Here is a 22811-nt window from a genome sequence, read left to right on the forward strand (position 1 = left end):
CCTTGGCGACTGCCGCGATAACTTGAGAAACTCGCGAAGCGTGTTTCTCATAGTTTATTTTGTCTTATATGTGAGCTGTTTTACATCTGGAATTGCCATTAATACCGGGTACAGTACGAAGGAGATAATCAGTCCGCCGACTCCCTGAATAATATTGGCTGGAATACTTGCTGCTGCAGATGATCCATAAAGGAAAAATTCACAGATAAAATATCCACCGGCTACCAGTACGATATCGATCACGCCACCGAGAAGCACTGCTACATAACGTGATTTGGAATCTTTTGCAATTTTCTGGTAAACAAGTCCTGAAAACAGAGCAATCAGTCCTTTGATTACAAATGTAATCGGAACGTATACAAAATATCCACCGAGGAGGTCTGACATTGCGGAACCGATACCGGCTGCCAACAGTCCATAACTTGGTCCAAGAACAACTCCTGACAGGATTACGATTGCGTCACCTGGATGTATATATCCGCCTGTGCCAGGTGTTGGAATACGGATAGACATGGTGGCAACACATGCAAGTGCAGCAAAAAGTGCTGTCATCACAATTTTTTTCAAATTTGAATTCATAGTAAAACCTCTTTCCTTATATGATTACTTATCTTTCGATTGAACCTACTGTACAACAATCATGGCTTGATATAAAGGTCCAATTCTGATAAAAAACAACAGGCCAGTTTGCGGTTTTGTGGGAGAACTGTAAACTGGTCTGTTGTTTTTAGATAGCATTTATTTTAGAAACATATGTAACAACTTATTATTTATCTTCTTGTAAGGCTGATATCGCATTGGCAGATCCAGCCAGGTCTTCTTATCCACAATACTTTTGTAATGTGTAAATGTATCGAATCCGGTCTTTCCGTGGTAACTGCCCATGCCGCTTTCGCCAAATCCGCCGAAAGGCATTTCGCTTGTGGCAAGGTGAATCAGTGTATCGTTGATGCAGCCTCCGCCGAACCCGATTCTTGCAATTACATTTTCCGCTACATGAGTATCTCCTGCGAAAATATAAAGTGCAAGCGGATGGGACATGGCACGAATATTATTCACGGCTTCGCTGATAGAATCGTAAGTCAGGATTGGAAGAACCGGTCCGAAGATTTCTTCCTGCATGACAGCGTCCGCAAAGGTGACGTTGTCCATGATTGTTGGCTCGATCTGTAAAGTGTGATGGTCGAAAGTGCCGCCATAGACCACTTTGTCGTAATCAATCAGTCCAAGCAGCCGGTCAAAATGTTTTAAATTGATAATTTTGCCATATTCTTTATGTGCCAGAGGCTGTTTACTATATTGTTTTTGAATCTGTTTTTTCAATTCTTTTATAAGTTTATCTTTGACTGTGCGGTCGCAGTAAATGTAATCAGGAGCAACACATGTCTGCCCGCAATTTAAAAATTTACCAAAAACAATACGTTTAGCAGCAAGTCTGATATCGGCACTTTTATGAACGATGCAAGGGCTTTTACCACCGAGCTCAAGGGTGATTGGAGTCAGATGGTTGGAAGCATGCCGCATTACTTCCTTCCCTACTTCCTGGCTCCCGGTAAAGAAGATGTAGTCAAAATGTTCATTTAGCAAGAAATTATTTTCCTCACGCCCACCTGTGACAACGGCCACATATTTTTCATCGAAGCATTCCTGGATCATACGGCTGATCAGAGCAGTAGTATGTGCAGAATAGGCACTTGGCTTCAGGATTGCGGTATTTCCTGCTGCCAGCGCATCGATCAACGGCTCTATGGTGAGCATGAACGGATAATTCCATGGACTCATAATCAGTGTGACACCATACGGGGACGGTTTTTGATAGCTCCTGGAGTGAAACTGTGCCAGTGGAGTCCTGACTGTGCGCTCTTTCGAAAATTTGCGTGTATGTTTCAGCATGTAAGTCAGTTCGCTTAAGACGAGACCAGTCTCGCACATGTAGCTTTCAAAAGCACATTTTCCCAAATCTGCACGGATTGCGATATTAATTTCATTTTCATATTTTAAGATGCATGCTTTTAATTTTTGAAGTGCATGTATACGATATTCTACATCAAGCGTAGCATCGGAATGAAAAAAAGTCCGCTGTTTCTGAATCAGTTGTTTGATTTCAGCCTGTGTCATAAGAAAAGCCCTCCTATATCATTGAATTCATTTTTGAATTTGTAATTGATTCCCCAAATGCAGCTCTGGTTTACTGAGCTGCAAGTATCATATTTATATGATTATGATAGATGCATTTGTCTGATAATTCAAGAAACAAATTGATAGAAATGTTGATTATATCAGATGGAAGTGATGTTATCGGACTGCATGATACAGGCATGGGTTAAAACTATAGAGAATATTAAGAATATTCCAAAGAAGTTGTTAAGAAATGTATTCTAATATATCAGGTGTGAAGATAAAGGCTGGAAAAAGGAGAGGAAATGTTATGGATTATGTGAGGATTTTATATATTTATATAGTTGAGGATTTTATGTACAGTGGTTATCTGCTTCTTACGCTGCTGCTGCCGTGTCTGATATATCAGGGACTAATGGAAATCAAAGCAAAGCAAAATTCCAGGCGTGTGCCTGCAAAATATTATTTTGGAGTTTATGTAATGCTCGTTTATCTGTGGGTGGTATTTAAAGTGACAGGGATAGGCCTGTTGGCAGACATTGTAAGACTTAAAGATGCCATCAGTGGTGGATATAACTGGAATCCACTGGCAGGATTGGGCATGGGGTTTGTGTTAAATATAATCATGTTTTTGCCGCTGGGGCTGTTGATACCATGTATATGGAAGAAATGCAGAAGCATAACAAATGTCACGGTTACAGGATTTTTATTGTCGTTAACAATTGAAATTTCTCAAATATTTAACGCGCGTGCAACAGATATTGATGACCTGCTTGCGAATACGATCGGCGCGTGCGCAGGATATCTGATCTGGAGAGGTATTTATGTGTTAGTTTGTGGAAAACAGAAAGAAAAAAGTGATGGACATGTGGAAAATCCAATAGAGGCTGATGGAAGAAAATGGGAACCAATGATATATCTGGCGCTGGCTTTTTCCGGAGCGTTCTTTCTGTATAATCCATATGTGCAATAATGAATTGCAGAAGACACTAAAAAAGGTCCACCGGACCTTTTTGGTGTATGCTTTGCAACAAAAAAGATGCAGTTTTAAAGCTGCATCATTCCTGACATAATACACCCGCCACAGGCACCTTGTTTTTTCAGGCTGTTCCATTGCTGCGGGTCAAATTTTATTCCGCCGATTCCGTAGACAGGAATCGTGACTGCATCACAGACATTTTTCAAAAAATCAAGTCCACGTGGCGGCAGGCCTTTCTTACAATCTGTTGTGAAAATGTGTCCGGCTGTCACATAGGTCGCACCGAGCCGTTCTGCTTCCATGGCATCCTCGACAGAATGAACAGATGTGCCGATTCTATGGAAGTCCGTAACATGAAAATTCTGCGAGATTGTCGAATTCTGACTTTGTAAATGCTTCTGCGACTCGGCAGACAACTCCCGTAACAGAGGCAGTGGCAAATGAATGGCATCATGTCCAAGTTCCAGCGCTGCTTTCCAGTAAGTATGTAAGATACATGGGACATCGTAAGCTTTACAGATATCCAGAATATTTTTTGCTAATGCTTTGTATTCGTCTTCTGGCAAATCCTTTTCTCTAAGAACGAGAGCGTCCGGGTGCCATTCGCAGACCCGTTTAATCTGGTCTTCAAAAGGTTGATTGCAGAGATGTCGGTTTGAAATGGCAAGGATTTGGAAATTTCTGCCGGGATCATTCCTCTTCTTGAGAATAGAATTATTTATCATAGAATCATTACAGTTCATATTGGATTCCTACTTTCTGAAAACTTCTCATAGCCTATTACATAAGCTTTTCTTTGAAATTTACATTTCCCAGTATAAAAAGTCTGATATGGAATGTCAATGTATGCTTCAAAGAAACACGAAAATATTCATAATATATGTTATACTCTAGTTGCAATGTTCGACTTGAATTTGCGTGTGACAGAAAACTCGCAATCATTATTAGTGACAAAAGCTTGAAATGATAGAAAAGGATTACGGAAAATTACATGGAACAGTACTATTATAATAGGATGAATAAAATAGAACAGGCAGTTTATCATGCCTTGTATCAGGGATTTTTAAATATAGATGAAGAGATTCAGATTCCAAGACTGGAGGGTGAGGCACTCTATAATGTCTTTTTCAAGCTCCGGCTGGATCATCCGGAAATTTTCTGGGCAACAGGCTATAAGTATAAATATTACAACGATTCTCCCAATCTGATTTTTGTGCCGGAATATTTATTTGAAAAAGCAAAGATAAAAGAACATCAGAAAGCCATGACAGCCCGCGTAGAGAAAATCGCAAGAGAAGCGAAAACATTTTCCCAGTGGGACAAGGAAAAATATATACACGACTTTTTATGTGAAAGTATACATTATGATAAGCTGAAAAAACCTTATTCCCATGAGATTATCGGACCTTTAGGGCATGGGGTAGGCGTATGTGAAGGAATTGCAAAATCCGTGAAGGTATTGTGTGATGCCCTTGGAATCTGGTGTATGATTGCAGTGTGTGGAAATAATCCGGAAAAAGGGATTAAGTACCGTCATACATGGAATATCGTAAAGATTGACGGACAGTATTATCACCTGGACGTAACATTTGACAATACGCTTGGCAATTATGAGAAAAAAGAAAATCAGAAACCGGAAAACAAAACTCCACGCAACACATCGGGAAAGAACAAAGCCGGAAAAGCAGAACAGATGGATTTCAGGTACGATTATTTTAACCTGGATGATAAAAACATTTTCCGGGATCACGAACCACTGTTGTATCCGGCTCCAGCATGCAACGAGGGCGGACGCTACTATTATAAAGAAAAGAAACTGTCATTTACAAAGATAGAAGATGTATACAAGCGGTCGCTTCAGGCAGCGAAGAAAGGACGCGTGCTGACCTTTCACTGGCGAGGCGGCTATCTGACCAAAGAAGTGTTAAAAGAACTTCTGGAAGAAATCGAGAGAGCCGGACGTGAGAAAAATAAACAGCCTCAGATTAGTCTGAACTGGGCACAGGCAGTCTTGAGGGTGGAGTATCAGGAACTGCCGGAAGGCATGATCAGAGAAACGAAAGTTGTGATGGAAGATGCCAATGAAGGAGAGCGAGAGATAATTGGAAACAGAGAAAAGCACAGAAAATGTGTGGAAAGCAGAGCAAAAGAATAAAGAAAATGTGGAAAATCAGGCGTACCAGATCAGTCAGGAGAGAGCTTTGGAGATGCTGGAAGAACTTTTGGAACAAGATCAGTTCGAATTACTTCTGCCAGAGTATAAACTAGTTTATATGATGAACGATGCAGTGGAAAGCTTTCTTGTATTTCACGGTGCGCGAATGACCGGAATTTATCAGGACGATTATGAAGGACCACTGGATGCATCAGTTACCTATGAAAATGGAGAATATGTGCTTGTGGTACATCAGGACGATTCCGTTGTAACGCTCTTTTACCAGTCGCTGTCAGTGGAAGTACATTTATACAATTATGGAGAAATCGGACATTTCTGGGTGGAAGGGTACGAATACTTAAGACAACTGGAATATCGCATTGCAATTTTACGGGACAAATTAGAATATCTGGGACCGGAATTCTGCACACCGACAGAACAGAAACTGGCAATGTTAGAACAGTTCCCGCCACTCAATTACTGCTGTTACCCGGCGGTGCCGGATCAATATATTGTACCAAAAGATAATCCGTGGCAGCCGTCAGAAGAGGCGATCACAGTCATGGAAGAATTCGCAGAAGAAGCAGACGATAAAAGCATGATAAAGTTATTAAAATATTACCGGAAACATCATGGTATGAGAACGAGTCGTTACATAGCCGTAAAATTACATCAGACAAAACATGTACGCTTCATAGAACTTCTGACAGAAAAACTCAAACAAGAAGCCGCAAACTATCCAAACCGGAGTTTCGGAAAAGAAGCTGATGAAAGACATCAGAAACTTATCAGTCAGGCAAAAAAAGAGCAGGCAGAACTTTATCAGCAGGGAATCAAATCCGAGGTACTAAGAGAAGAGCCATTCGTCACCGCACAAGACGAACTCGACTATAAGGTTTATCTCATGATTTATAAGTGGCAGGGAAAAAACAGGGGCGTCAATGTCAGAAGAATAAATTAAATTTCCAAAATAAAAAGAGCCCTCCCACCGGAAGACTCTCAAAGGAAAAAGTATGAAAAAGAAAATTGTTATTTATATCTCAGCATCTCTCTTGCTGATGTCTATATAATAATGAAAAAATGTTTTCGATTTGTGTTTAGATTGTTAAAAAAGTGTGAATCATGGAAAAGAAAAGTTTTGATGCAATTTTTATCTGTTATAGACAAGAAAAAAGGGAAAAAAGAGGCTAAAATGAATTTCACAATTTAAAATCTTGCAAATTTCATTGTTATTTTCTTAACTATCGTCAAAAAATGAAGTTGTCATATTTTTATCTTGCATTTCTCAGAAAAATCCTGTAAACTAAATCAAAAGTGCATGTAATCCGTGTGGGGCAGATGAACTATCATGCGACTTTTCGGTCAAGTTGTAATTGCCCGTGGGATTAGAGAGAAAAAGGCTAATTGCAAACCAATAAAAAAAGAGAGGAAGAAGACAATGAAACAGTTCAAGAAAGTTCTGGTGGCGAACCGTGGGGAAATCGCCATTCGAGTATTCCGCGCGCTCAATGAGCTCGGAATTGTGACAGTCAGCATTTATTCTAAGGAAGACAGATACGCTCTTTTCCGTTCCAAAGCAGACGAATCCTATCCCCTGAATCCTGATAAAGGACCAATCGATGCATATCTTGATATTGATACAATTATTAAGATCGCACTGAATGCAGGCGTAGATGCAATCCATCCTGGATATGGGTTCCTGTCAGAGAATCCGGAGTTTGTAGATGCATGTGAACAGAATGGCATTACATTTATTGGACCTTCCAGTGATATTATGAGAGCAATGGGAGATAAGATTTCTTCCAAACAGATTGCCATTGCAGCAGATGTACCGATCATCCCTGGAGTAGATCATGCGATGAAATCTTATGAAGAGGCAGCGAAAATCGCAGACATGGTCGGATATCCGATTATGCTGAAAGCTTCCAACGGTGGTGGCGGACGTGGTATGCGTATTGTCAATGATCCGGCTGATCTGGAAAAAGAATTCAACGAGGCGAGAAATGAATCTAAAAAAGCTTTCGGTGATGATATGATCTTCGTTGAGAAGTATCTGAAAGGACCAAAGCATATTGAGGTTCAGGTGATTGGAGATAATTACGGCAATGTTGTGCATCTGTTCGATCGCGACTGTTCTGTGCAGAGACGTCACCAGAAGGTCGTAGAGTATGCGCCGGCATTTACCATTCCAGACGAGACAAGAGAGAAGATTTTTGATGCAGCAATCCGTCTTTGTAAAAATGTTGGATATGTCAATGCAGGAACACTGGAGTTTCTGGTAGACAGAGATAACAATCCATACTTTATTGAAATGAACCCTCGTATTCAGGTAGAGCATACAGTCAGTGAGATGGTGACAGGAATTGATATCGTGCAGGCTCAGATCCTGGTTGCAGAAGGATATGCTCTTGATTCAGAAGAGATACATATTAAATCACAGGAAGATGTTACATGTAACGGATATTCTATTCAGACTCGTGTTACTTCTGAAGATCCGGCAAATAACTTCCTGCCGGATACAGGTGAGATGACAGTATATCGTTCCGGTTCCGGTAATGGTATCCGTCTGGACGGTGGCTGTGCATATGTCGGAGCCGTTGTATCACCACACTATGACAGTTTGCTTGTAAAGATTATTTCTCATGACCGTACCTTTGCAGGTGCAGTGAGAAAATCCGAGCGTGCCCTTCAGGAGATGCGTATCCGTGGAGTTAAGACAAATATTCCGTTCCTGATCAATGTGCTGAACCACCCGACATTCCAGTCCGGTCAGTGTTACACAACATTTATCGAGGAGACACCGGAGTTATTCCGCCTGACACACAGCCTGAACCGTGCGACTAAGATCATTGAGTTTATCGGTGATCGTATCATCAATTCTGACATGGGTAAGAAGAAACAGTTCGATAACCGTATTCTGCCGACATTTGACCATGATAAACCGGTCTATGGTGCAAGAGATGAATTTTTAAAACTTGGTGCAGAAGGCTACATGCAGAAGATTTTAAAAGAAGAAAAGCTTTATGTTACAGATACAAGTATGCGTGATGCGCAGCAGTCACTGGTGGCAACACGTATGCGTAGCAAAGATCTGTGCGGTGCCGCTTATGCGACAAATGCATTTATGCAGAACGCATTTTCAGTAGAGGCATGGGGAGGTGCTACATTTGATACAGCGTACCGATTCCTGAAGGAGTCACCGTGGAAACGTCTGACAACTTTAAGAGAGCGTATGCCGAACACATTGATCCAGATGTTGCTTCGTGCGTCCAATGCCGTTGGATACAGCAACTATCCGGACAACCTTGTAAAAGAGTTCATTCAGATCTCAGCAGAGAATGGAATCGATGTATTCCGTATTTTTGACAGTCTGAACTGGATCGAGACTATGAAACTGCCAATCGAGGAGGCACTTAAGACTGGAAAGATCGTTGAAGGTGCAATCTGTTATACAGGAGATATTACAAGTCCGAACGAGACAAAGTATACATTAGATTATTATGTGAAGATGGCGAAAGAACTGGAGTCCTTAGGATGCCATTCTATTGCGATCAAGGATATGGCAGGACTTCTGAAGCCGCTGGCAGCAAAAGAACTGATCAGCACACTGAAGAGAGAACTTCATGTACCATTACATTTGCATACACACGATTCCACGGGAAATGGTGTAAGTACTGTTATGATGGCGGCAGAATCCGGCGTAGATATTGTCGACCTGGCAATTGAGTCTATGTCATCACTGACCAGTCAGCCGTCTATGAACGCAGTAGCAGAGGCACTTCGTGGAACAAGACGTGACACAGGCCTGAAGCCGGAGGAACTGACAGAATTAAGTCACTACTACAGCCGTGTGCGTGAAGTATATGCACCATTTGAAAGTGATATGAAATCTCCAAACACAGAGATTTACAAATATGAGATTCCAGGAGGACAGTACTCCAACTTGCTTGCACAGGTAACAAGTATGGGATCACCGGATGATTTTGAAGCAATCAAGAGACTTTACAAAGACGCCAATGATCTGCTTGGAAACATCGTAAAAGTAACTCCAACTTCCAAGGCAGTTGGTGATCTGGCTATCTTTATGTACAAGAATGGCCTGACAAAAGATAATATTCTGACAGAAGGTGCTGGATTATCCTATCCGGATTCCGTCGTATCTTATTTCCAGGGTATGATGGGACAGCCGTATGGTGGATTCCCGAAGGAACTGCAGAAGATTGTCCTGAAAGATATTAAACCACTGACAGAACGTCCAGGTGCACTTCTCCCGGCAGTTGATCTGGATCAGATTAAGAAGGATCTGTGCGAGAAATATCATTATGAGGATCGCTCAGAAGCAGATATGTGCAAGAAAGCAGTCAGCTATGCGCTGTATCCGAAGGTATATGAGGACTATTGCGAACACTTTGAGATTTACAATGATGTTACAAGATTGGAAAGTCACGTATACTTCTATGGCCTTAGAAAGGGTGAGGAGACTTACTTGAAGATTGGCGAAGGAAAGGAACTTCTGATCAAATATCTGGAAGCAAGCGAGCCGGACGAGGACGGATACCGTACATTGATGTTCCAGGTAAATGGATCTATCCGTAACGTCAAGATTCTGGATAAGAAACTGGAGATCAAGACAGATCGTAAGCTTAAGGCAAGCAAGTCCAATCCGAAACAGCTTGGAGCAAATATCCCAGGTATCGTAGGAAATGTCCTTGTCAAAGAGGGAGATCCGGTCAAAGTCAATACACCGCTTCTTACTCTGGAAGCTATGAAGATGGAGACAATCGTTGTATCTACGATCGAAGGTGTTGTAGACAAGATTTATGTAAAACCAGGTGAGACAGTGCATCAGGACGATCTGATGATGTCCTTCCAGTAAAAAGATTTTTGAAAAAAGCCTTGAAAAGGACTAATCAGAGGATTATAATCAAATACAGATAAGAGAGATTCTTCGGGGCAGGGTGTAATTCCCAACCGGCGGTAAAGTCCGCGACCCGCTGCGTAAGTGTATGCAGTGGCTGATCTGGTGAGATTCCGGAACCGACAGTAAAGTCTGGATGAGAGAAGAATTATGGTGAATGTATATTAAGTCCCCCGAAGCGTAAGCGTCGGGGGATTTTGTGTTGTCAAGCATACGACAAAAAGGTTCGGTGGACCTTTTTTAGTGGTACATTCTAAAGAAGCATAGTTCCAAAAGAAGTATTCTTTCTTACGAATAAAAGAGGACAGTGTCTGAGGGTTTCATTTGCACAGATCAGACACACCGCAGATAAAAAGGAGAGAAAGAAATGAGTACAAATGTAGCAACACAGAACAAATCAAACACAGCAGGTATGTCAAAAGTAAGATTCATTACCCAGGTGGGAATGCTGGGGGCAATTGCAGTTATTTTAATGGCATTTGAAATTCCGCTTCCATTTGCACCGGCATTTTACAAGATTGATTTCAGCGAAGTTCCGGCACTGATCGGCTGCTTTGCAATGGGACCGGCAGCAGGAGCGATGATTGAACTTGTTAAAATCGTATTACATCTTCTGATCAGTGGAACATCAACAGCAGGTGTCGGTGATATTGCCAACTTTGCAATTGGTTGTGCCTTTATCCTTCCGGCAGCATGGATTTATAAAGCAAAACACTCCAGAAAAAGTGCAATGATCGGAATGGCAGCAGGAACTGTATTTATGGCATTTATCGGTTGCTTTTTAAATGCATATGTATTACTTCCGGCTTATGCAAAAGCATTTAGCATGCCAATCGATGCGTTGGTAGGAATGGGAACAGCAGTAAATGGTCATATTACGAATTTACTTACATTTGTCGTATTTGCAGTAGCACCATTTAACCTTTTGAAAGGTGCAATGGTATCCGTTGTAGTACTTCTGATCTACAAGAAGATCAGTCCGATTCTGAAAATGAGATAATATCAGCTGGGGTTTTGTTCCAACATCATTATATAGAAGGAAAATATTAAAAAATAGCAGGTGGATATATGGCACTCAATGTCAGAGTTTAAATATGACATTGAAAGCGATATGTTTACCTGTTATTATTTTATATAATAAGAAATTGTATTTTCTATTATGTAAAAAAGATTGTACTGATAAAAAAACAGAGTGAAATCTAAAATTTTCATTGACAGACGGAAAAGAAGGAGATATTATAAGGTCAATACAAAAACAGTGTTGGAGGATAGGAATTATGAAATTTAAAAAAGTTGTAAGTGCTGTATTAGTATCAGCACTGGCAGTCAGCATGATGGCAGGCTGTGGTTCTAAGAGCGGAAGCTCAGATTCAAAATCAGATGTATTTAAAATTGGTGGAATCGGACCGATGACAGGAGATGCAGCAGCATATGGTGAAGCAGTAGACAATGGTGCAAAGCTTGCTGTAGAAGAGATTAATAAAAATGGTGGAATCAATGGTAAGCAGGTTGAGTTCAAGACAGAAGATGATCAGGCAGATGCAGAGAAAGCTGTGAATGCTTACAATACTCTGAAAGACTGGGGTATGCAGATTCTTATGGGAACTGTAACATCTGGTTCTTGTACAGCAGTAGCATCTGAGACAGACAGTGATCACATGTTCCAGATCACACCTTCCGGAACAGCAGTAGAGAGCGTTCAGGATCACGACAACGTATTCCGTCTTTGCTTCTCAGATCCTGAACAGGGAACAAAATCTGCAGAGTACATTGCAAAGAACAAACTTGCAACAAAGATAGCAGTTATTTATAACAGCTCCGATGTATATTCTAATGGAATTTACACAAACTTCGCAGCAGAGGCTAAGAAAGAAGGCCTTGATGTTGTAGCAGCAGAAGCATTTACAGCAGATAATAAGACAGACTTTTCTGTACAGTTAAAGAAGGCACAGTCATCAGGAGCTGATCTTGTATTCCTTCCAATCTACTATCAGGAAGCATCTGCTATCTTACAGCAGGCAGCTAAGTTAGATTATCATCCGACATTCTTTGGATGTGATGGACTTGACGGAATCCTTGGTGTAGAGGGATTTGATAAATCTCTTGCAGAGGGAACGATGCTTCTGACACCTTATGCATCTGATGCACAGGATGAGAAGACTCAGACATTCACAAAAGCATATGAAGATAAATACGGCAATACACCAATTCAGTTTGCAGCAGATGCATATGATGCAATTTACGCTATCAAAGCTGCAGCAGAGGAAGCTGATGTAACACCGGATATGGATTACTCAGAGATGTGCGACAAATTGATGGACGCTATGACAAAGATCAAGATTGACGGTCTGACAGGTGTAGACGGAATCACATGGGAGAAGAACGGTGAGCCGAATAAGGCACCTAAGGGTGTTAAGATTGAAAATGGTGCATATGTATCCATGGACTAATTCAGCCCGATAAGTTAAAATAGTGATAAGCGGCTGCTACAGAATTGCTGTGGCAGCCTTTCTCACATATTGCATTATAATTGAGAGGTAAAAATTTTAGTTAAAGGAAGGAGAAGAAAAATGAGTTTTATATCTTATCTCATTAATGGTATCAGCCTTGGAAGTGTATATGCAATCATTGCTCTTGGCTATACCATGGTATACGGTATTGCTAAGATGTTGAACTTCGCCCACGGTGACGTTATTATGGTCGGAGCATATATCGTATTGACTTGTGTGACAGGCGCAGGTCTGAATCCAATTGTTGCAATCATTATTGCGACGATCGCCTGCACAATTTTTGGAGTTGTAATTGAAGGAGTTGCTTATCGTCCGCTTCGTAATGCGGCATCTCCACTGGCAGTTCTGATTACAGCAATCGGTGTCAGCTACCTGCTTCAGAACCTGGCACTTCTGATTTTTGGTTCTAATACGAAATCATTTCCAGAAGTCATCAAATTGCCGAACTTAAAACTGGCAGGTGGAAAGCTTACAATTACAGGAACGACCATTCTGACAATTGTACTATGTATTGTTATTATGGCAGGTCTGATGCTGTTTATTAATAAGACAAAAGCAGGTCAGGCAATGTTGGCTGTATCCGAGGACAAAGGTGCAGCACAGCTTATGGGAATTAATGTAAATAAGACTATTTCCATGACATTTGCAATCGGATCCGCACTTGCTGCAATCGCCGGTGTACTGCTCTGCTCTGCATACCCAAGCCTGACACCTTACACAGGTTCCATGCCTGGTATCAAGGCGTTCGTAGCAGCCGTATTTGGTGGAATCGGTTCTGTACCGGGAGCGCTGATAGGAGGAATTATTCTTGGAATCATTGAGATTCTCGGAAAAGCATACATTTCTTCACAGCTTGCAGATGCAATCGTATTTGCAGTTCTGATCGTGGTACTTCTTGTAAAACCTACTGGAATTCTTGGTAAGAATATCCAGGAGAAAGTGTAGGTGGCAGGAATGTTAAAGAATATGAATAAAACAACAAAAAACAACATGATTACATATCTTATGGTAATCGTAGTTTACGCAGTAATCCAGGTACTTGTTACAAGTGGAAGCCTGTCTAGCTTATTTACAGGATTACTTGTACCAATCTGTACTTACATCATTTTGGCAATTTCTCTGAACCTGGTCGTAGGTTTTCTTGGAGAACTAAGCCTTGGACATGCCGGATTCATGTGTATCGGAGCATTTACAAGTGCATTTTTCTCTAAATGCATGAAAGGTGTCATTGAGCCGGATCTTTTAAGATTCATGATTGCTCTTCTGATCGGAGCAGTGTGCGCAGGAATTTTCGGAATCCTAATTGGAATTCCAGTACTTCGTCTGAATGGAGATTACCTGGCAATTGTAACACTTGCATTTGGTGAGATTATTAAAAATGTTATAAATGTATTTTATATAGGTAAAGATTCAAAAGGATTGCATTTTTCTATGAAGGATTCCGTGTCTTTGAACATGGAGCCGGATGGAAAGATTTTACTGAACGGACCACAGGGAATCAGCGGAACACCGAAAGACAGTACATTTACTATCGGATTTATATTAATTCTGATCACACTTGTCATTGTTCTGAATCTGATCAGCTCCAGAACCGGACGCGCGATCATGGCGATTCGTGATGACCGTATTGCAGCAGAATCCATAGGGATCAATATAACAAAATATAAACTGATTGCATTTTCTCTGTCTGCAGCAATTGCAGGAATGGCTGGAGTGCTTTACTCACATAATCTGTCATCGCTGATGGCAACACCACAGAACTTTGGTTACAACATGTCTATCATGATTCTTGTATTTGTTGTTCTGGGAGGAATTGGAAGTGTGAGAGGTTCTATTATTGCAGCAGCAATCCTGACACTGCTTCCGGAACTTCTGCGTGGGCTGTCCAATTACCGTATGCTGATCTACGCAATTGTACTGATTGTCATGATGCTCTTTAACTGGGCTCCGAAAGCAATTGAGTGGAGAGAAAAACATTTGGCAAAATTCAAACAGAAAAAAGCAGTAAAGGAGGAAGCATAAGATGGCATTATTAGATGTAAAAAATCTGTCCATTTCCTTCGGAGGACTGCGTGCGGTAGACGGGTTTGAAATGCAGATTGAAAAAGGGGAGCTTTACGGACTGATCGGACCGAACGGAGCCGGTAAAACAACGGTATTCAACCTTCTGACAGGTGTGTATAAGCCAAATGAGGGAATTATCAAACTGGATGGCGAGGATATTACAGGTAAGAAGACGATTGACATCAACAAAGCAGGTATCGCAAGAACATTCCAGAATATCCGTCTGTTCAAGCAGTTATCAGTACTTGATAATGTGAAAGTCGGACTTCACAATCACTATAAATACTCTACACTGGAAGGAATCTTACGGCTTCCAAAATACAAAAAAGTAGAGAAAGCCATGGACGAGAAGGCTATGGAAATCTTGAAGGTTTTTGATCTTGACGGTGAAGCAGATGTGCTGGCAACGAACCTTCCATATGGTAAGCAGAGAAAGCTGGAGATTGCCCGTGCTATGGCAACAGAGCCGAAGCTTCTTCTTCTGGACGAGCCTGCCGCAGGTATGAACCCGAATGAGACGGGAGAACTGATGGAGACGATCCAGTTCGTGAGAGAACATTTTGGAATGACAATACTTCTGATCGAGCATGACATGAAACTGGTATCCGGAATTTGCGAAGAACTGACAGTTCTGAATTTCGGTCAGGTACTGGCACAGGGAAAAACAGCAGATGTGTTGAATAACCCTGAAGTTATTTCTGCATATCTTGGAGATGAATAAGAGAACCGGAAACAAACGTAAAGAAAAGCCAGACAGGAGGAAATAAGAATATGGCAATGCTTGAAGTAAAGGATTTGGAAGTATATTACGGAATGATCCAGGCAATCAAAGGCATTTCGTTTGAAGTAAACCAAGGAGAAGTTGTGGCTCTTATCGGAGCAAATGGAGCCGGAAAGACAACCACACTTCATACAATTACAGGTCTTCTTCCGTCAAAGAAAGGAACTGTAACATTTGAGGGACAGGATATTACAAAAGTGCCTGCTCACAAAATTGTATACATGGGAGTCGCACACGTACCGGAAGGACGTCGTGTATTCGCAGATCTGAGCGTATACCAGAATCTGAAAATGGGTGCATACACAAGAAAAGATAAAGAGGAGATCGAACAGACGCTTGCTATGGTCTATGAGAGATTCCCTCGTTTGAAAGAAAGAAAAGACCAGAGAGCCGGAACACTCTCCGGTGGCGAGCAGCAGATGCTGGCAATGGGACGGGCGCTTATGTCAAAACCGAAACTGATCGTCATGGACGAGCCTTCCATGGGACTTTCACCAATCTTTGTAAACGAGATCTTTGACATTATCAAAGAAGTAAGAAAAACGGGAACGACAGTACTTCTCGTAGAGCAGAATGCGAAGAAAGCTTTGGAAATCGCAGATCGTGCTTATGTATTAGAGACAGGTAAAATCTTGCTTAGCGGAGATGCAAAAGAGCTGATGAACGACGATGCAGTTAAGAAGGCATATCTTGGTGAGTAGAGGATAAATGTGTAGAAGTTCAGGGAAGAGTAATGTTTTCTTCTATGAGTTTCAGATTGAGGCTTGTTAGAGCAAGACTTGCATAAATGAGATGTTACATTTAAAATATAAGTAACAGAAAAAGATTGGGGGAATTGCTATGAAAAGAGTAGTAATAACAATCAACAGACAGTATGGAAGCGGTGGAAAGACCATCGGGTACATGCTGGCAGAAAAACTCGGAATTCCATGCTACAGCAGAGAAATCCTGCAGCGTGCCTCCGAGGAAAGTGGTATTAATGAGAGTATGTTCAATGCACGAGATGAACGCCTGAAAAGGTTACCGAAATTCCTGCTATCCACCAACGTATATAGCGGAGAACTCCTTCCACCGGAAAGCAAAGAATTTACATCAGATCAGAATCTCTTTAACTACGAAGCTGAGATCATTAAAAAATACGCAGCAGAAGGTTCTTGCGTATTGATCGGACGATGCGCTGACTTTGTCTTAAAAGACGATCCGGATATGATCAGCGTATACGTTCATGCAGATCACGATTTCCAGATGAAATCCGCATTAGAGCGTGTCAGCATGAGCGAAAAAGAGATGGAGAAATACATCGAACGAACCAACAAATACCGTTCAGACTTCTATCATTATCACACAGGAAGAAGCTGGGATGATGCAGAAAATTATGACCTGTGCATCAACAGCGGAAAACTTGGATTTGAGAAGACAGTAGAGTTGATTGAATCTTATATCAATATAAAATAGTAAGATGGGGACGTAGCACTTTGCCAAAGTGTTACGTCCCCATCAACGATTAAGGGTGTCCCCAATTTAGTGTTTCAGACTTTTTCTATAGATCCACACAGAAGCTATTGCGCTGATAAGTTCTGTGATCCAGAATGCATTCCATACTCCGACTGCACCCCTGATACGGCTTAAAATAAATGCCGCCGGCATAATGATAACTACATAACGCATCAGAGAAATGAGCAGTGACTGTACCCCTTTTCCGAGGCCTTCCAGTGCGCCGGAAGCAGTAACGGAGATACTGGAAACAATAAATCCGAAGCTGATAATGCGAAGTGCAAGACCGCCCGCCTGAATTGTTTCAGGATTCGTAGTGAACATTCCGATAAGACCATTTGCAAAAAACAGACATAGAAGTGTTCCGCCTGCCATGATTCCACCACACATAAGCAGCGCCAGACGGAAAATTTTTCTTACGCGATCCATTTCTCCGGCACCATAGTTGTAACCAATGACTGGACGCATTCCCTGGACAATTCCACTTGCCGGAAGATAAAGGAACGTCTGCAATTTGTAGTAAATTCCAAGCACTACGACGTAAATGTCGGAGTAGGCGGAGAGAACACCATTAAGAAATGATACTAAAAATGAAGGCAGAGCCAGGTTTAAAATGGCTGGTACGCCAATTGTGTAGAGCCTAAAATCCAAGGATCGCTGAAGGGGCAGACAAGATTTTTTTAGCTTTACCGGAAGTGGCTTCTTCACGTAATAGATTAGATAAACAATTACAGTAATAATTTGTCCGATGCCGGTTGCAAGCGCAGCACCTTTAATTCCGAGATTCGGGAAGAATCCAATTCCGAAAATCAGCAGCGGATCCAGTATGATATTGGAAATACAGCCGCATAAAAGTGCAAACATCGTCTCATTCATTCGTCCTACAGCCTGAAATATTTTCTCAAAAGCCAGACTGATCATAATCACTGGCGCGAACAAAAATACAATTCTGGAATATTCTAATCCAAGTTTTATAACATTTTCATCTTTCGTAAATGCTCCTAAAAATGTTGGCAGAATTGCAATGCTGATGATCAGAGCAAGAAATCCATGTATCACTGAAAGAATCATTCCGTGAGTTGCGGAAGCATTTGCATTTCCTTTATTGCCAGCTCCAAGATGGAATGCGATCATAGCGTTGATTCCGACGCCAAATCCAATGGCAGTCGCATTCACAAAGTTCTGTACCGGAAAAACCAGTGACAGGGCAGCCATTGCCTGCTCATTGATCTGAGCTACGAAAAAACTATCTACAATATTATAAAGCGAGTTCACCAACATTGAAATGACCATGGGAAGCGCCATAGAAGTCAAAAGAGGCAGAATCGGCTTTTCTTTCATAAATGTATCATTCATAAATATTTCCTCCTTAAAAATGTGTTAAACGAATTATTTCGGGCATACAAAAAGCCGTACAATTATAAAAAGCCTATAATTGTGCGGCGAAAAAAAGTTGAACTGAAAAAGTCCACACTGTAGTTTTTAGAATATGTATTTTATAAATGTTATCGTTAATCTGATAAATTGAATCAGATTAGCGAGATAAGAATAGCATAAAGATTTTTATACGTCAACCTGTCATTTTTATAGGACACCTAAATCTGTAAACTATAGCTATAAGAAAGCAAAGAAACAATGGAAACTATATAAATTACAGATTATGTTCAAGGAGGAAGCAGAAGATGAAAGGTTATGCAACATCAGAAGGTTACATGGGATTAGTGCAAGGAAGATATATGTTATTCGCAAGTGAAGTAGATTATAGAGAATATATGGAGGATTAGATTATGAAGGAGCAGTATATTACAATTACGGGCATCAAACATTATTATGGAATTATTCCTTTTGAAATTGGGCGGAAGATTACATGTGTGAAAGAACCGGATAATTATTATGATCAGGAGGCTATCAGGTGTCAGGTGAAACATATTGGAACCGTTGGTTATGTGGCAAATTCTACCTATACAGTGGCGGTTGGAACAAAGAGTGCAGGACGGATTGCACATAAGGTTAAAAAGAAATTTAAAGTACAAGTCATGTTTGTGGCAGGCAATTATGTGATCTGCAAAGTGGTAGATGGGCTGAAGGAGAAGAAAGAACATGAGCCTTTACCGGAGAAAGAGGAAGATAGTCTCTCATTTAATTAAATAATGATGATTGCCTGATGATTGTACGTGTAAATGGAAGACGGGATATTCTTATTATGATACAATAAGGATAAACTATAAGAATAACAAAAGAGGTATTTCCATGGACTTTAAGTATTGTAAATTAGAAATTTTCCTTCCACCATCGCACCTGGAAGTCTTACAGAAAGCTCTCCAGGAGGTTGATGCGGGACACATCGGAAATTATGATTCCTGTATGTCGGTGAGTCCGGTAACTGGTTACTGGCGTCCGCTTGACGGCTGTAATCCATATATAGGGACGAACGGAGAAATCAGTTGTGAGCCGGAGCTGAAAGTAGAGGTCACAGTATACACAGAAAATGTTGATAAGACAATCGAAGTGGTAAAATCAGTTCACCCGTATGAAGAGCCTGTTATTAATGTGATTCCACTTTGGAGGACAAGCTTTTAATCATGGATATCATTGAACGGGACATTTATGCCCTGATTGCCTCTGGCGATGGAATTAAAGCACGGGAGATTGCTAAGAAACTGAATAAAGACAGAAGCACAGTGAATCATTATCTTTATAATTCGCCTTATATGAAGGATTTGTGCTACCGTAATGAGAATTATGAGTGGTACGGACTAATCAGGCAGAGCAGACCACACGTGGGGCTGGGTGATTATAGTGGATATTATGGAACAGTAGCTGAGTTTCTGAAACTTACTGAGGATGAATGGTTTCAGATGTTGACGGAAGGCTGCAGGAAGATTGGACGGAATCTTAACGATACAAGAGGACTATTCCATTCATTTCGGGATTCTTATGAGGTGATGAAGAATCTGTTTGCAGATCTTAGTGATGCAGATGTAAAGGTTGATGACTGGGAAATTCTATTTGAATTGCGAATTAAGAAATCCAGATACATAAGAATTTATGTGGACGTGCTGGTGATTACAGAGAATTATGTATTTTCGTTGGAGTTTAAGATGAATGATAAAATACTGGAAGAAGAAATATCTCAGGCTGCCAAGTACAGCCCTTATCTGGAAGTATTGTTTGGTCCGCAGTATGAAGTAATACCAGTACTTGTATTAACAAAGGCGGAGGATTTGTATCAATATGCAGAATTGCCGGGAACAACAGCCGAACTTCCGGTGTGTTCCGGGGATATGTTGTTTAATATATGTGATGAATACTTAGGATTTTTGGAGGGAGAATAGATAAGGATTTCATAAAATAAGTGCTTGTAAAAATATTTATAGAATATTTAAAATACGAATTGACAAAAAACATATTTAAACATATACTAACGATAAGTAAAATGATAATTTACTTTTTGGAAGATGGTGATTATATGTTACTGGATTATTTGGTGAAAAATTACGAAAAAGGTGAGCCGATATTTTTGGCGGATATTAGCATAGAGGGAATGTCAGAGGAAAATATAAGGTATCATTTGAAAAAATTAACAGATGCGGGTGTGATTTGCCGATTTGAGGCAGGAATTTATTATTTGCCTAAAAAAAATATTTTTGGTGAGAATTCTGTGATTTCGGCTGAAACAGTTGCCACGCATAAATATATTTTAAGACAAGGGAAAAGAGTAGGTTTTTATTCAGGATATACGTTGGCAAATCGACTTGGTTTATCAACGCAGATGCCATTTAAAGAAGAAATAATTAGTAATTATGCGCCAGCTTTAGTTCGTGAGGTTAGTATTAAGAATAGAAAATATGTGATACGAAAGCCTGTGGTAGAAGTGACGGAAGAAAATGCATATGTTCTTCAGTTTTTAGATTGTCTGAAAGATATTGATAAATCAGCAGAAGAAGATATGAAAGTTTGCGGGGAAATTCTAACCCAATTTGCAATAGAACATTCAATAACAAAAAATCAGGTAGACCGCCTTTTATGCTATTATCCACTGAAAGTTTATAAGGCCATTTATGAAACAGAGGTGAAGTATGTATCTGCATGATGATAAGGAAATATTTAAAGAAATAATAGAACAAGTGGCTGCAGAGACGGGGCGTACGGAAATAATTATTGAAAAAGATTATTATGTAACTATGCTATTGAAAAATTTAGCAAATAAGTTGTCAAATGTGGTATTTAAAGGTGGTACATCACTTTCAAAAGGCTATAAAATTATAAATAGGTTTTCAGAAGATATAGATATTACATTTGATGAACATTTGGGAGAAGCACGGAGAAAAAAACTGAAAAATAATATATTAAAAGGTATTAGCGATGAATTAAATATGCCGATAATAAATTGGAATGAAATACAGAGTGATCGAGATTATAATGCATATTATTTCACATATGAATCAGTTTGCGGAATTCAAGACGAGAGAGTATTGTCATCTGTAAAATTAGAGACAGCATTAGGTTCTTATGCATTCCCGACAGAAAATGTAATGCTTGGAAGTTATATAAGAGATTTTTTTGTTAAAAAGAATCATTCAGATTTTATTTCAAAATTTTCTTTGGAAGAGTTTGAAATGAAACTCCAGTCAATAGAAAGAACTTACATTGACAAGATTTTCGCATTGTGTGATTATTATTTGAAAAATAAATCCAAGCGATATTCAAGACACTTATATGATATATATAAATTGACAGAAAAAGTTAATTTTGACACGAATTTTGAGAAGTTATTTAAAGAAATTCAGGAGCATAGAAAAGGAATGAGTATATGCCCTTCGGCTAAAGAGGGTGTTTGTGTATCGGTGTTAATAAAAGAATTTTGTGCTAATGATTTCTATAAAGAAGATTATCAGGCTATTACAGACTACTTTTCAGAGGATTATGTAGATTATAATGCAACTATTGAGCAAATGAAAAAAATTGCTGAAATAATTGAACGATTTGAATGATACGGAAGAGTAAAGAGAAGGAGACATAAAAATAGATGGTAAGAGAAGTTGTGCATGACGTTTTATTTTTAGGGCAGAAGTCAGAGTCTGCCACACAGGAGGACAAGCAAATTGCTATAGATTTACTTGATACGTTGAAAGCTCATGAGGAGGGCTGTGTCGGTATGGCAGCTAACATGATTGGTGTCAAGAAGCGGATTATTGCAGTGAATATGGGATTTATGAATGTTGCCATGTTCAATCCGAGAATTGTAAAGAAAAGTGGTTCTTATCAGACAGAAGAAGGATGTTTGTCACTGATTGGCGTGCGCCCATGTACCAGATATCAGGAGATTGAACTCGAGTATCAGGACATGAACTGGAAAAAACAGCGTCAGAAATATACTGGTTGGATTGCACAGATCATTCAGCATGAGATAGATCATTGTAATGGGATTGTAATTTAATTTACGCGTATTTTACACAATCATGAAATAAAATCAATATTCCCTTGTTATATTAGATGATGCAAGGTCAACAACTTGCAGAATATCGATGAAGCTCAGAATATGACTCCAAATCAGGTGAAAGGAATTATTACAAGAGCCGGAAAAGGAACGAAAATTGTGCTGCTTGGAGACCCGAATCAGATTGACCGTCCATTTCTTGATGAGAGAACGAATGGTCTCAGTTATGCATCGGAGTATATGAAAGGAAGTCCGCTTTGCTATCAGATTACGATGTCAACAGAAGAATGTGAGCGATCGGAACTGGCGATGGATGCAATTCGAAGATTATAAATAACAGAAGGGAACATAT

At 40.1% G+C, this 22811-nt stretch carries 21 protein-coding genes, 1 pseudogene and 1 riboswitch; of the genes and pseudogenes, 18 read left to right on the forward strand and 4 right to left on the reverse strand.

The genetic code is table 11. From position 1 onward, the window contains the following. Positions 1–54: 54 nt before the first annotated feature. Positions 55–579 carry an ECF transporter S component gene (locus LI149_RS07780; RefSeq protein ID WP_005335742.1) on the reverse strand — a complete coding sequence of 175 codons (525 nt, stop codon included), beginning with the start codon at positions 577–579 and terminating at the stop codon, positions 55–57. Positions 580–738: 159 nt separating this feature from the next. Next, on the reverse strand, positions 739–2118 hold the full coding sequence (locus tag LI149_RS07785) for an aldehyde dehydrogenase (protein ID WP_227079178.1): 1380 nt from the start codon (positions 2116–2118) through the stop codon (positions 739–741). A 310-nt stretch (positions 2119–2428) separates the two neighbouring features. On the opposite strand from LI149_RS07785, the gene LI149_RS07790 reads away from it, so the two are divergent. Then, on the forward strand, positions 2429–3091 hold the full coding sequence (locus LI149_RS07790) for a VanZ family protein (RefSeq protein ID WP_227143179.1): 663 nt from the start codon (positions 2429–2431) through the stop codon (positions 3089–3091). Positions 3092–3165: 74 nt separating this feature from the next. On the opposite strand, the gene LI149_RS07795 is transcribed toward LI149_RS07790, so the two are convergent. Then, entirely contained in the window at positions 3166–3840 is a 675-nt protein-coding gene (locus LI149_RS07795) for a thiamine phosphate synthase (RefSeq protein ID WP_227096780.1), read from the reverse strand. 248 nt (positions 3841–4088) lie between these two features. Between LI149_RS07795 and LI149_RS07800 the strand changes: the two genes are divergently transcribed. From LI149_RS07800 to LI149_RS07845, 10 genes are all read left to right on the forward strand, one after another. Continuing rightward, the gene (locus LI149_RS07800) at positions 4089–5252 is read left to right on the forward strand and encodes a transglutaminase domain-containing protein (RefSeq protein WP_173785529.1); all 1164 of its coding nucleotides are present in this window, start codon (positions 4089–4091) and stop codon (positions 5250–5252) included. After that, positions 5200–6213 carry a DUF3878 family protein gene (locus LI149_RS07805; protein WP_173785530.1) on the forward strand — a complete coding sequence of 338 codons (1014 nt, stop codon included), beginning with the start codon at positions 5200–5202 and terminating at the stop codon, positions 6211–6213. Before LI149_RS07800 ends, LI149_RS07805 begins: the two co-directional genes overlap by 53 nt. 477 nt (positions 6214–6690) lie before the next feature. Continuing rightward, positions 6691–10128 (forward strand): pyruvate carboxylase, encoded by a 3438-nt coding sequence (locus LI149_RS07810; protein WP_227079175.1) that lies wholly within the window; start codon positions 6691–6693, stop codon positions 10126–10128. Positions 10129–10192: 64 nt separating this feature from the next. Further along, positions 10193–10322: riboswitch (FMN riboswitch) on the forward strand. 215 nt (positions 10323–10537) lie between these two features. After that, positions 10538–11170 carry an ECF transporter S component gene (locus LI149_RS07815; RefSeq protein WP_227079174.1) on the forward strand — a complete coding sequence of 211 codons (633 nt, stop codon included), beginning with the start codon at positions 10538–10540 and terminating at the stop codon, positions 11168–11170. A gap of 274 nt (positions 11171–11444) precedes the next feature. After that, positions 11445–12620, forward strand: coding sequence for an ABC transporter substrate-binding protein (locus LI149_RS07820; RefSeq protein ID WP_334290734.1), 1176 nt, complete (start codon positions 11445–11447; stop codon positions 12618–12620). Positions 12621–12740: 120 nt separating this feature from the next. Beyond that, on the forward strand, positions 12741–13625 hold the full coding sequence (locus LI149_RS07825) for a branched-chain amino acid ABC transporter permease (protein WP_005330892.1): 885 nt from the start codon (positions 12741–12743) through the stop codon (positions 13623–13625). Positions 13626–13634: 9 nt separating this feature from the next. Continuing rightward, complete coding sequence (locus tag LI149_RS07830) at positions 13635–14702, forward strand: branched-chain amino acid ABC transporter permease (protein WP_173785558.1); 1068 nt, start codon at positions 13635–13637, stop codon at positions 14700–14702. A gap of 1 nt (position 14703) precedes the next feature. Then, entirely contained in the window at positions 14704–15465 is a 762-nt protein-coding gene (locus tag LI149_RS07835; protein WP_005330896.1) for an ABC transporter ATP-binding protein, read from the forward strand. A 50-nt stretch (positions 15466–15515) separates the two neighbouring features. Next, the gene (locus tag LI149_RS07840; RefSeq protein ID WP_005330898.1) at positions 15516–16226 is read left to right on the forward strand and encodes an ABC transporter ATP-binding protein; all 711 of its coding nucleotides are present in this window, start codon (positions 15516–15518) and stop codon (positions 16224–16226) included. A 139-nt stretch (positions 16227–16365) separates the two neighbouring features. Next, complete coding sequence (locus LI149_RS07845; protein WP_005330900.1) at positions 16366–16980, forward strand: AAA family ATPase; 615 nt, start codon at positions 16366–16368, stop codon at positions 16978–16980. Between the two features lie 66 nt (positions 16981–17046). On the opposite strand, the gene LI149_RS07850 is transcribed toward LI149_RS07845, so the two are convergent. Next, a complete protein-coding gene (locus tag LI149_RS07850; RefSeq protein WP_173785533.1) occupies positions 17047–18375 on the reverse strand; it encodes an MATE family efflux transporter in 1329 nt (442 codons plus the stop codon). Between the two features lie 431 nt (positions 18376–18806). Here LI149_RS07850 and LI149_RS07855 point away from each other — a divergent pair, with 431 nt between their 5' ends. The 7 genes and pseudogenes from LI149_RS07855 to LI149_RS07885 all read left to right on the forward strand — a co-directional run. Beyond that, the gene (locus LI149_RS07855; RefSeq protein ID WP_147567617.1) at positions 18807–19166 is read left to right on the forward strand and encodes an HIRAN domain-containing protein; all 360 of its coding nucleotides are present in this window, start codon (positions 18807–18809) and stop codon (positions 19164–19166) included. 103 nt (positions 19167–19269) lie between these two features. After that, positions 19270–19599: a cytochrome C biogenesis protein gene (locus LI149_RS07860; RefSeq protein ID WP_118146142.1), complete on the forward strand. Its 330-nt coding sequence runs from the start codon at positions 19270–19272 to the stop codon at positions 19597–19599. Between the two features lie 2 nt (positions 19600–19601). Beyond that, entirely contained in the window at positions 19602–20354 is a 753-nt protein-coding gene (locus tag LI149_RS07865) for a winged helix-turn-helix transcriptional regulator (protein ID WP_173785534.1), read from the forward strand. 116 nt (positions 20355–20470) lie between these two features. Continuing rightward, positions 20471–21112: a DUF6088 family protein gene (locus LI149_RS07870; protein ID WP_227079044.1), complete on the forward strand. Its 642-nt coding sequence runs from the start codon at positions 20471–20473 to the stop codon at positions 21110–21112. Next, entirely contained in the window at positions 21099–22013 is a 915-nt protein-coding gene (locus LI149_RS07875; RefSeq protein ID WP_173785536.1) for a nucleotidyl transferase AbiEii/AbiGii toxin family protein, read from the forward strand. Before LI149_RS07870 ends, LI149_RS07875 begins: the two co-directional genes overlap by 14 nt. A 35-nt stretch (positions 22014–22048) precedes the next feature. Then, a complete protein-coding gene (locus LI149_RS07880) occupies positions 22049–22459 on the forward strand; it encodes a peptide deformylase (RefSeq protein ID WP_022279727.1) in 411 nt (136 codons plus the stop codon). Between the two features lie 84 nt (positions 22460–22543). Then, positions 22544–22792: pseudogene (locus tag LI149_RS07885) on the forward strand (PhoH family protein); the annotation flags it as partial. Between the last annotated feature and the right edge of the window lie 19 nt (positions 22793–22811).

It is taken from the genome of Dorea sp. 210702-DFI.3.17 (assembly GCF_020560825.1).
GTDB classification, from domain to species: Bacteria; Bacillota; Clostridia; order Lachnospirales; family Lachnospiraceae; genus Dorea; species Dorea formicigenerans.

Coding starts and splice junctions, on each gene's coding strand:
- LI149_RS07780 (WP_005335742.1), bottom strand. CDS start 579: ATGAATTCAAATTTGAAAAAAATTGTGATGACAGCACTTTTTGCTGCA.
- LI149_RS07785 (WP_227079178.1), bottom strand. CDS start 2,118: ATGACACAGGCTGAAATCAAACAACTGATTCAGAAACAGCGGACTTTT.
- LI149_RS07790 (WP_227143179.1), top strand. CDS start 2,429: ATGGATTATGTGAGGATTTTATATATTTATATAGTTGAGGATTTTATG.
- LI149_RS07795 (WP_227096780.1), bottom strand. CDS start 3,840: ATGAACTGTAATGATTCTATGATAAATAATTCTATTCTCAAGAAGAGG.
- LI149_RS07800 (WP_173785529.1), top strand. CDS start 4,089: ATGGAACAGTACTATTATAATAGGATGAATAAAATAGAACAGGCAGTT.
- LI149_RS07810 (WP_227079175.1), top strand. CDS start 6,691: ATGAAACAGTTCAAGAAAGTTCTGGTGGCGAACCGTGGGGAAATCGCC.
- LI149_RS07815 (WP_227079174.1), top strand. CDS start 10,538: ATGAGTACAAATGTAGCAACACAGAACAAATCAAACACAGCAGGTATG.
- LI149_RS07825 (WP_005330892.1), top strand. CDS start 12,741: ATGAGTTTTATATCTTATCTCATTAATGGTATCAGCCTTGGAAGTGTA.
- LI149_RS07830 (WP_173785558.1), top strand. CDS start 13,635: ATGTTAAAGAATATGAATAAAACAACAAAAAACAACATGATTACATAT.
- LI149_RS07835 (WP_005330896.1), top strand. CDS start 14,704: ATGGCATTATTAGATGTAAAAAATCTGTCCATTTCCTTCGGAGGACTG.
- LI149_RS07840 (WP_005330898.1), top strand. CDS start 15,516: ATGGCAATGCTTGAAGTAAAGGATTTGGAAGTATATTACGGAATGATC.
- LI149_RS07845 (WP_005330900.1), top strand. CDS start 16,366: ATGAAAAGAGTAGTAATAACAATCAACAGACAGTATGGAAGCGGTGGA.
- LI149_RS07850 (WP_173785533.1), bottom strand. CDS start 18,375: ATGAATGATACATTTATGAAAGAAAAGCCGATTCTGCCTCTTTTGACT.
- LI149_RS07855 (WP_147567617.1), top strand. CDS start 18,807: ATGAAGGAGCAGTATATTACAATTACGGGCATCAAACATTATTATGGA.
- LI149_RS07860 (WP_118146142.1), top strand. CDS start 19,270: ATGGACTTTAAGTATTGTAAATTAGAAATTTTCCTTCCACCATCGCAC.
- LI149_RS07865 (WP_173785534.1), top strand. CDS start 19,602: ATGGATATCATTGAACGGGACATTTATGCCCTGATTGCCTCTGGCGAT.
- LI149_RS07875 (WP_173785536.1), top strand. CDS start 21,099: ATGTATCTGCATGATGATAAGGAAATATTTAAAGAAATAATAGAACAA.
- LI149_RS07880 (WP_022279727.1), top strand. CDS start 22,049: ATGGTAAGAGAAGTTGTGCATGACGTTTTATTTTTAGGGCAGAAGTCA.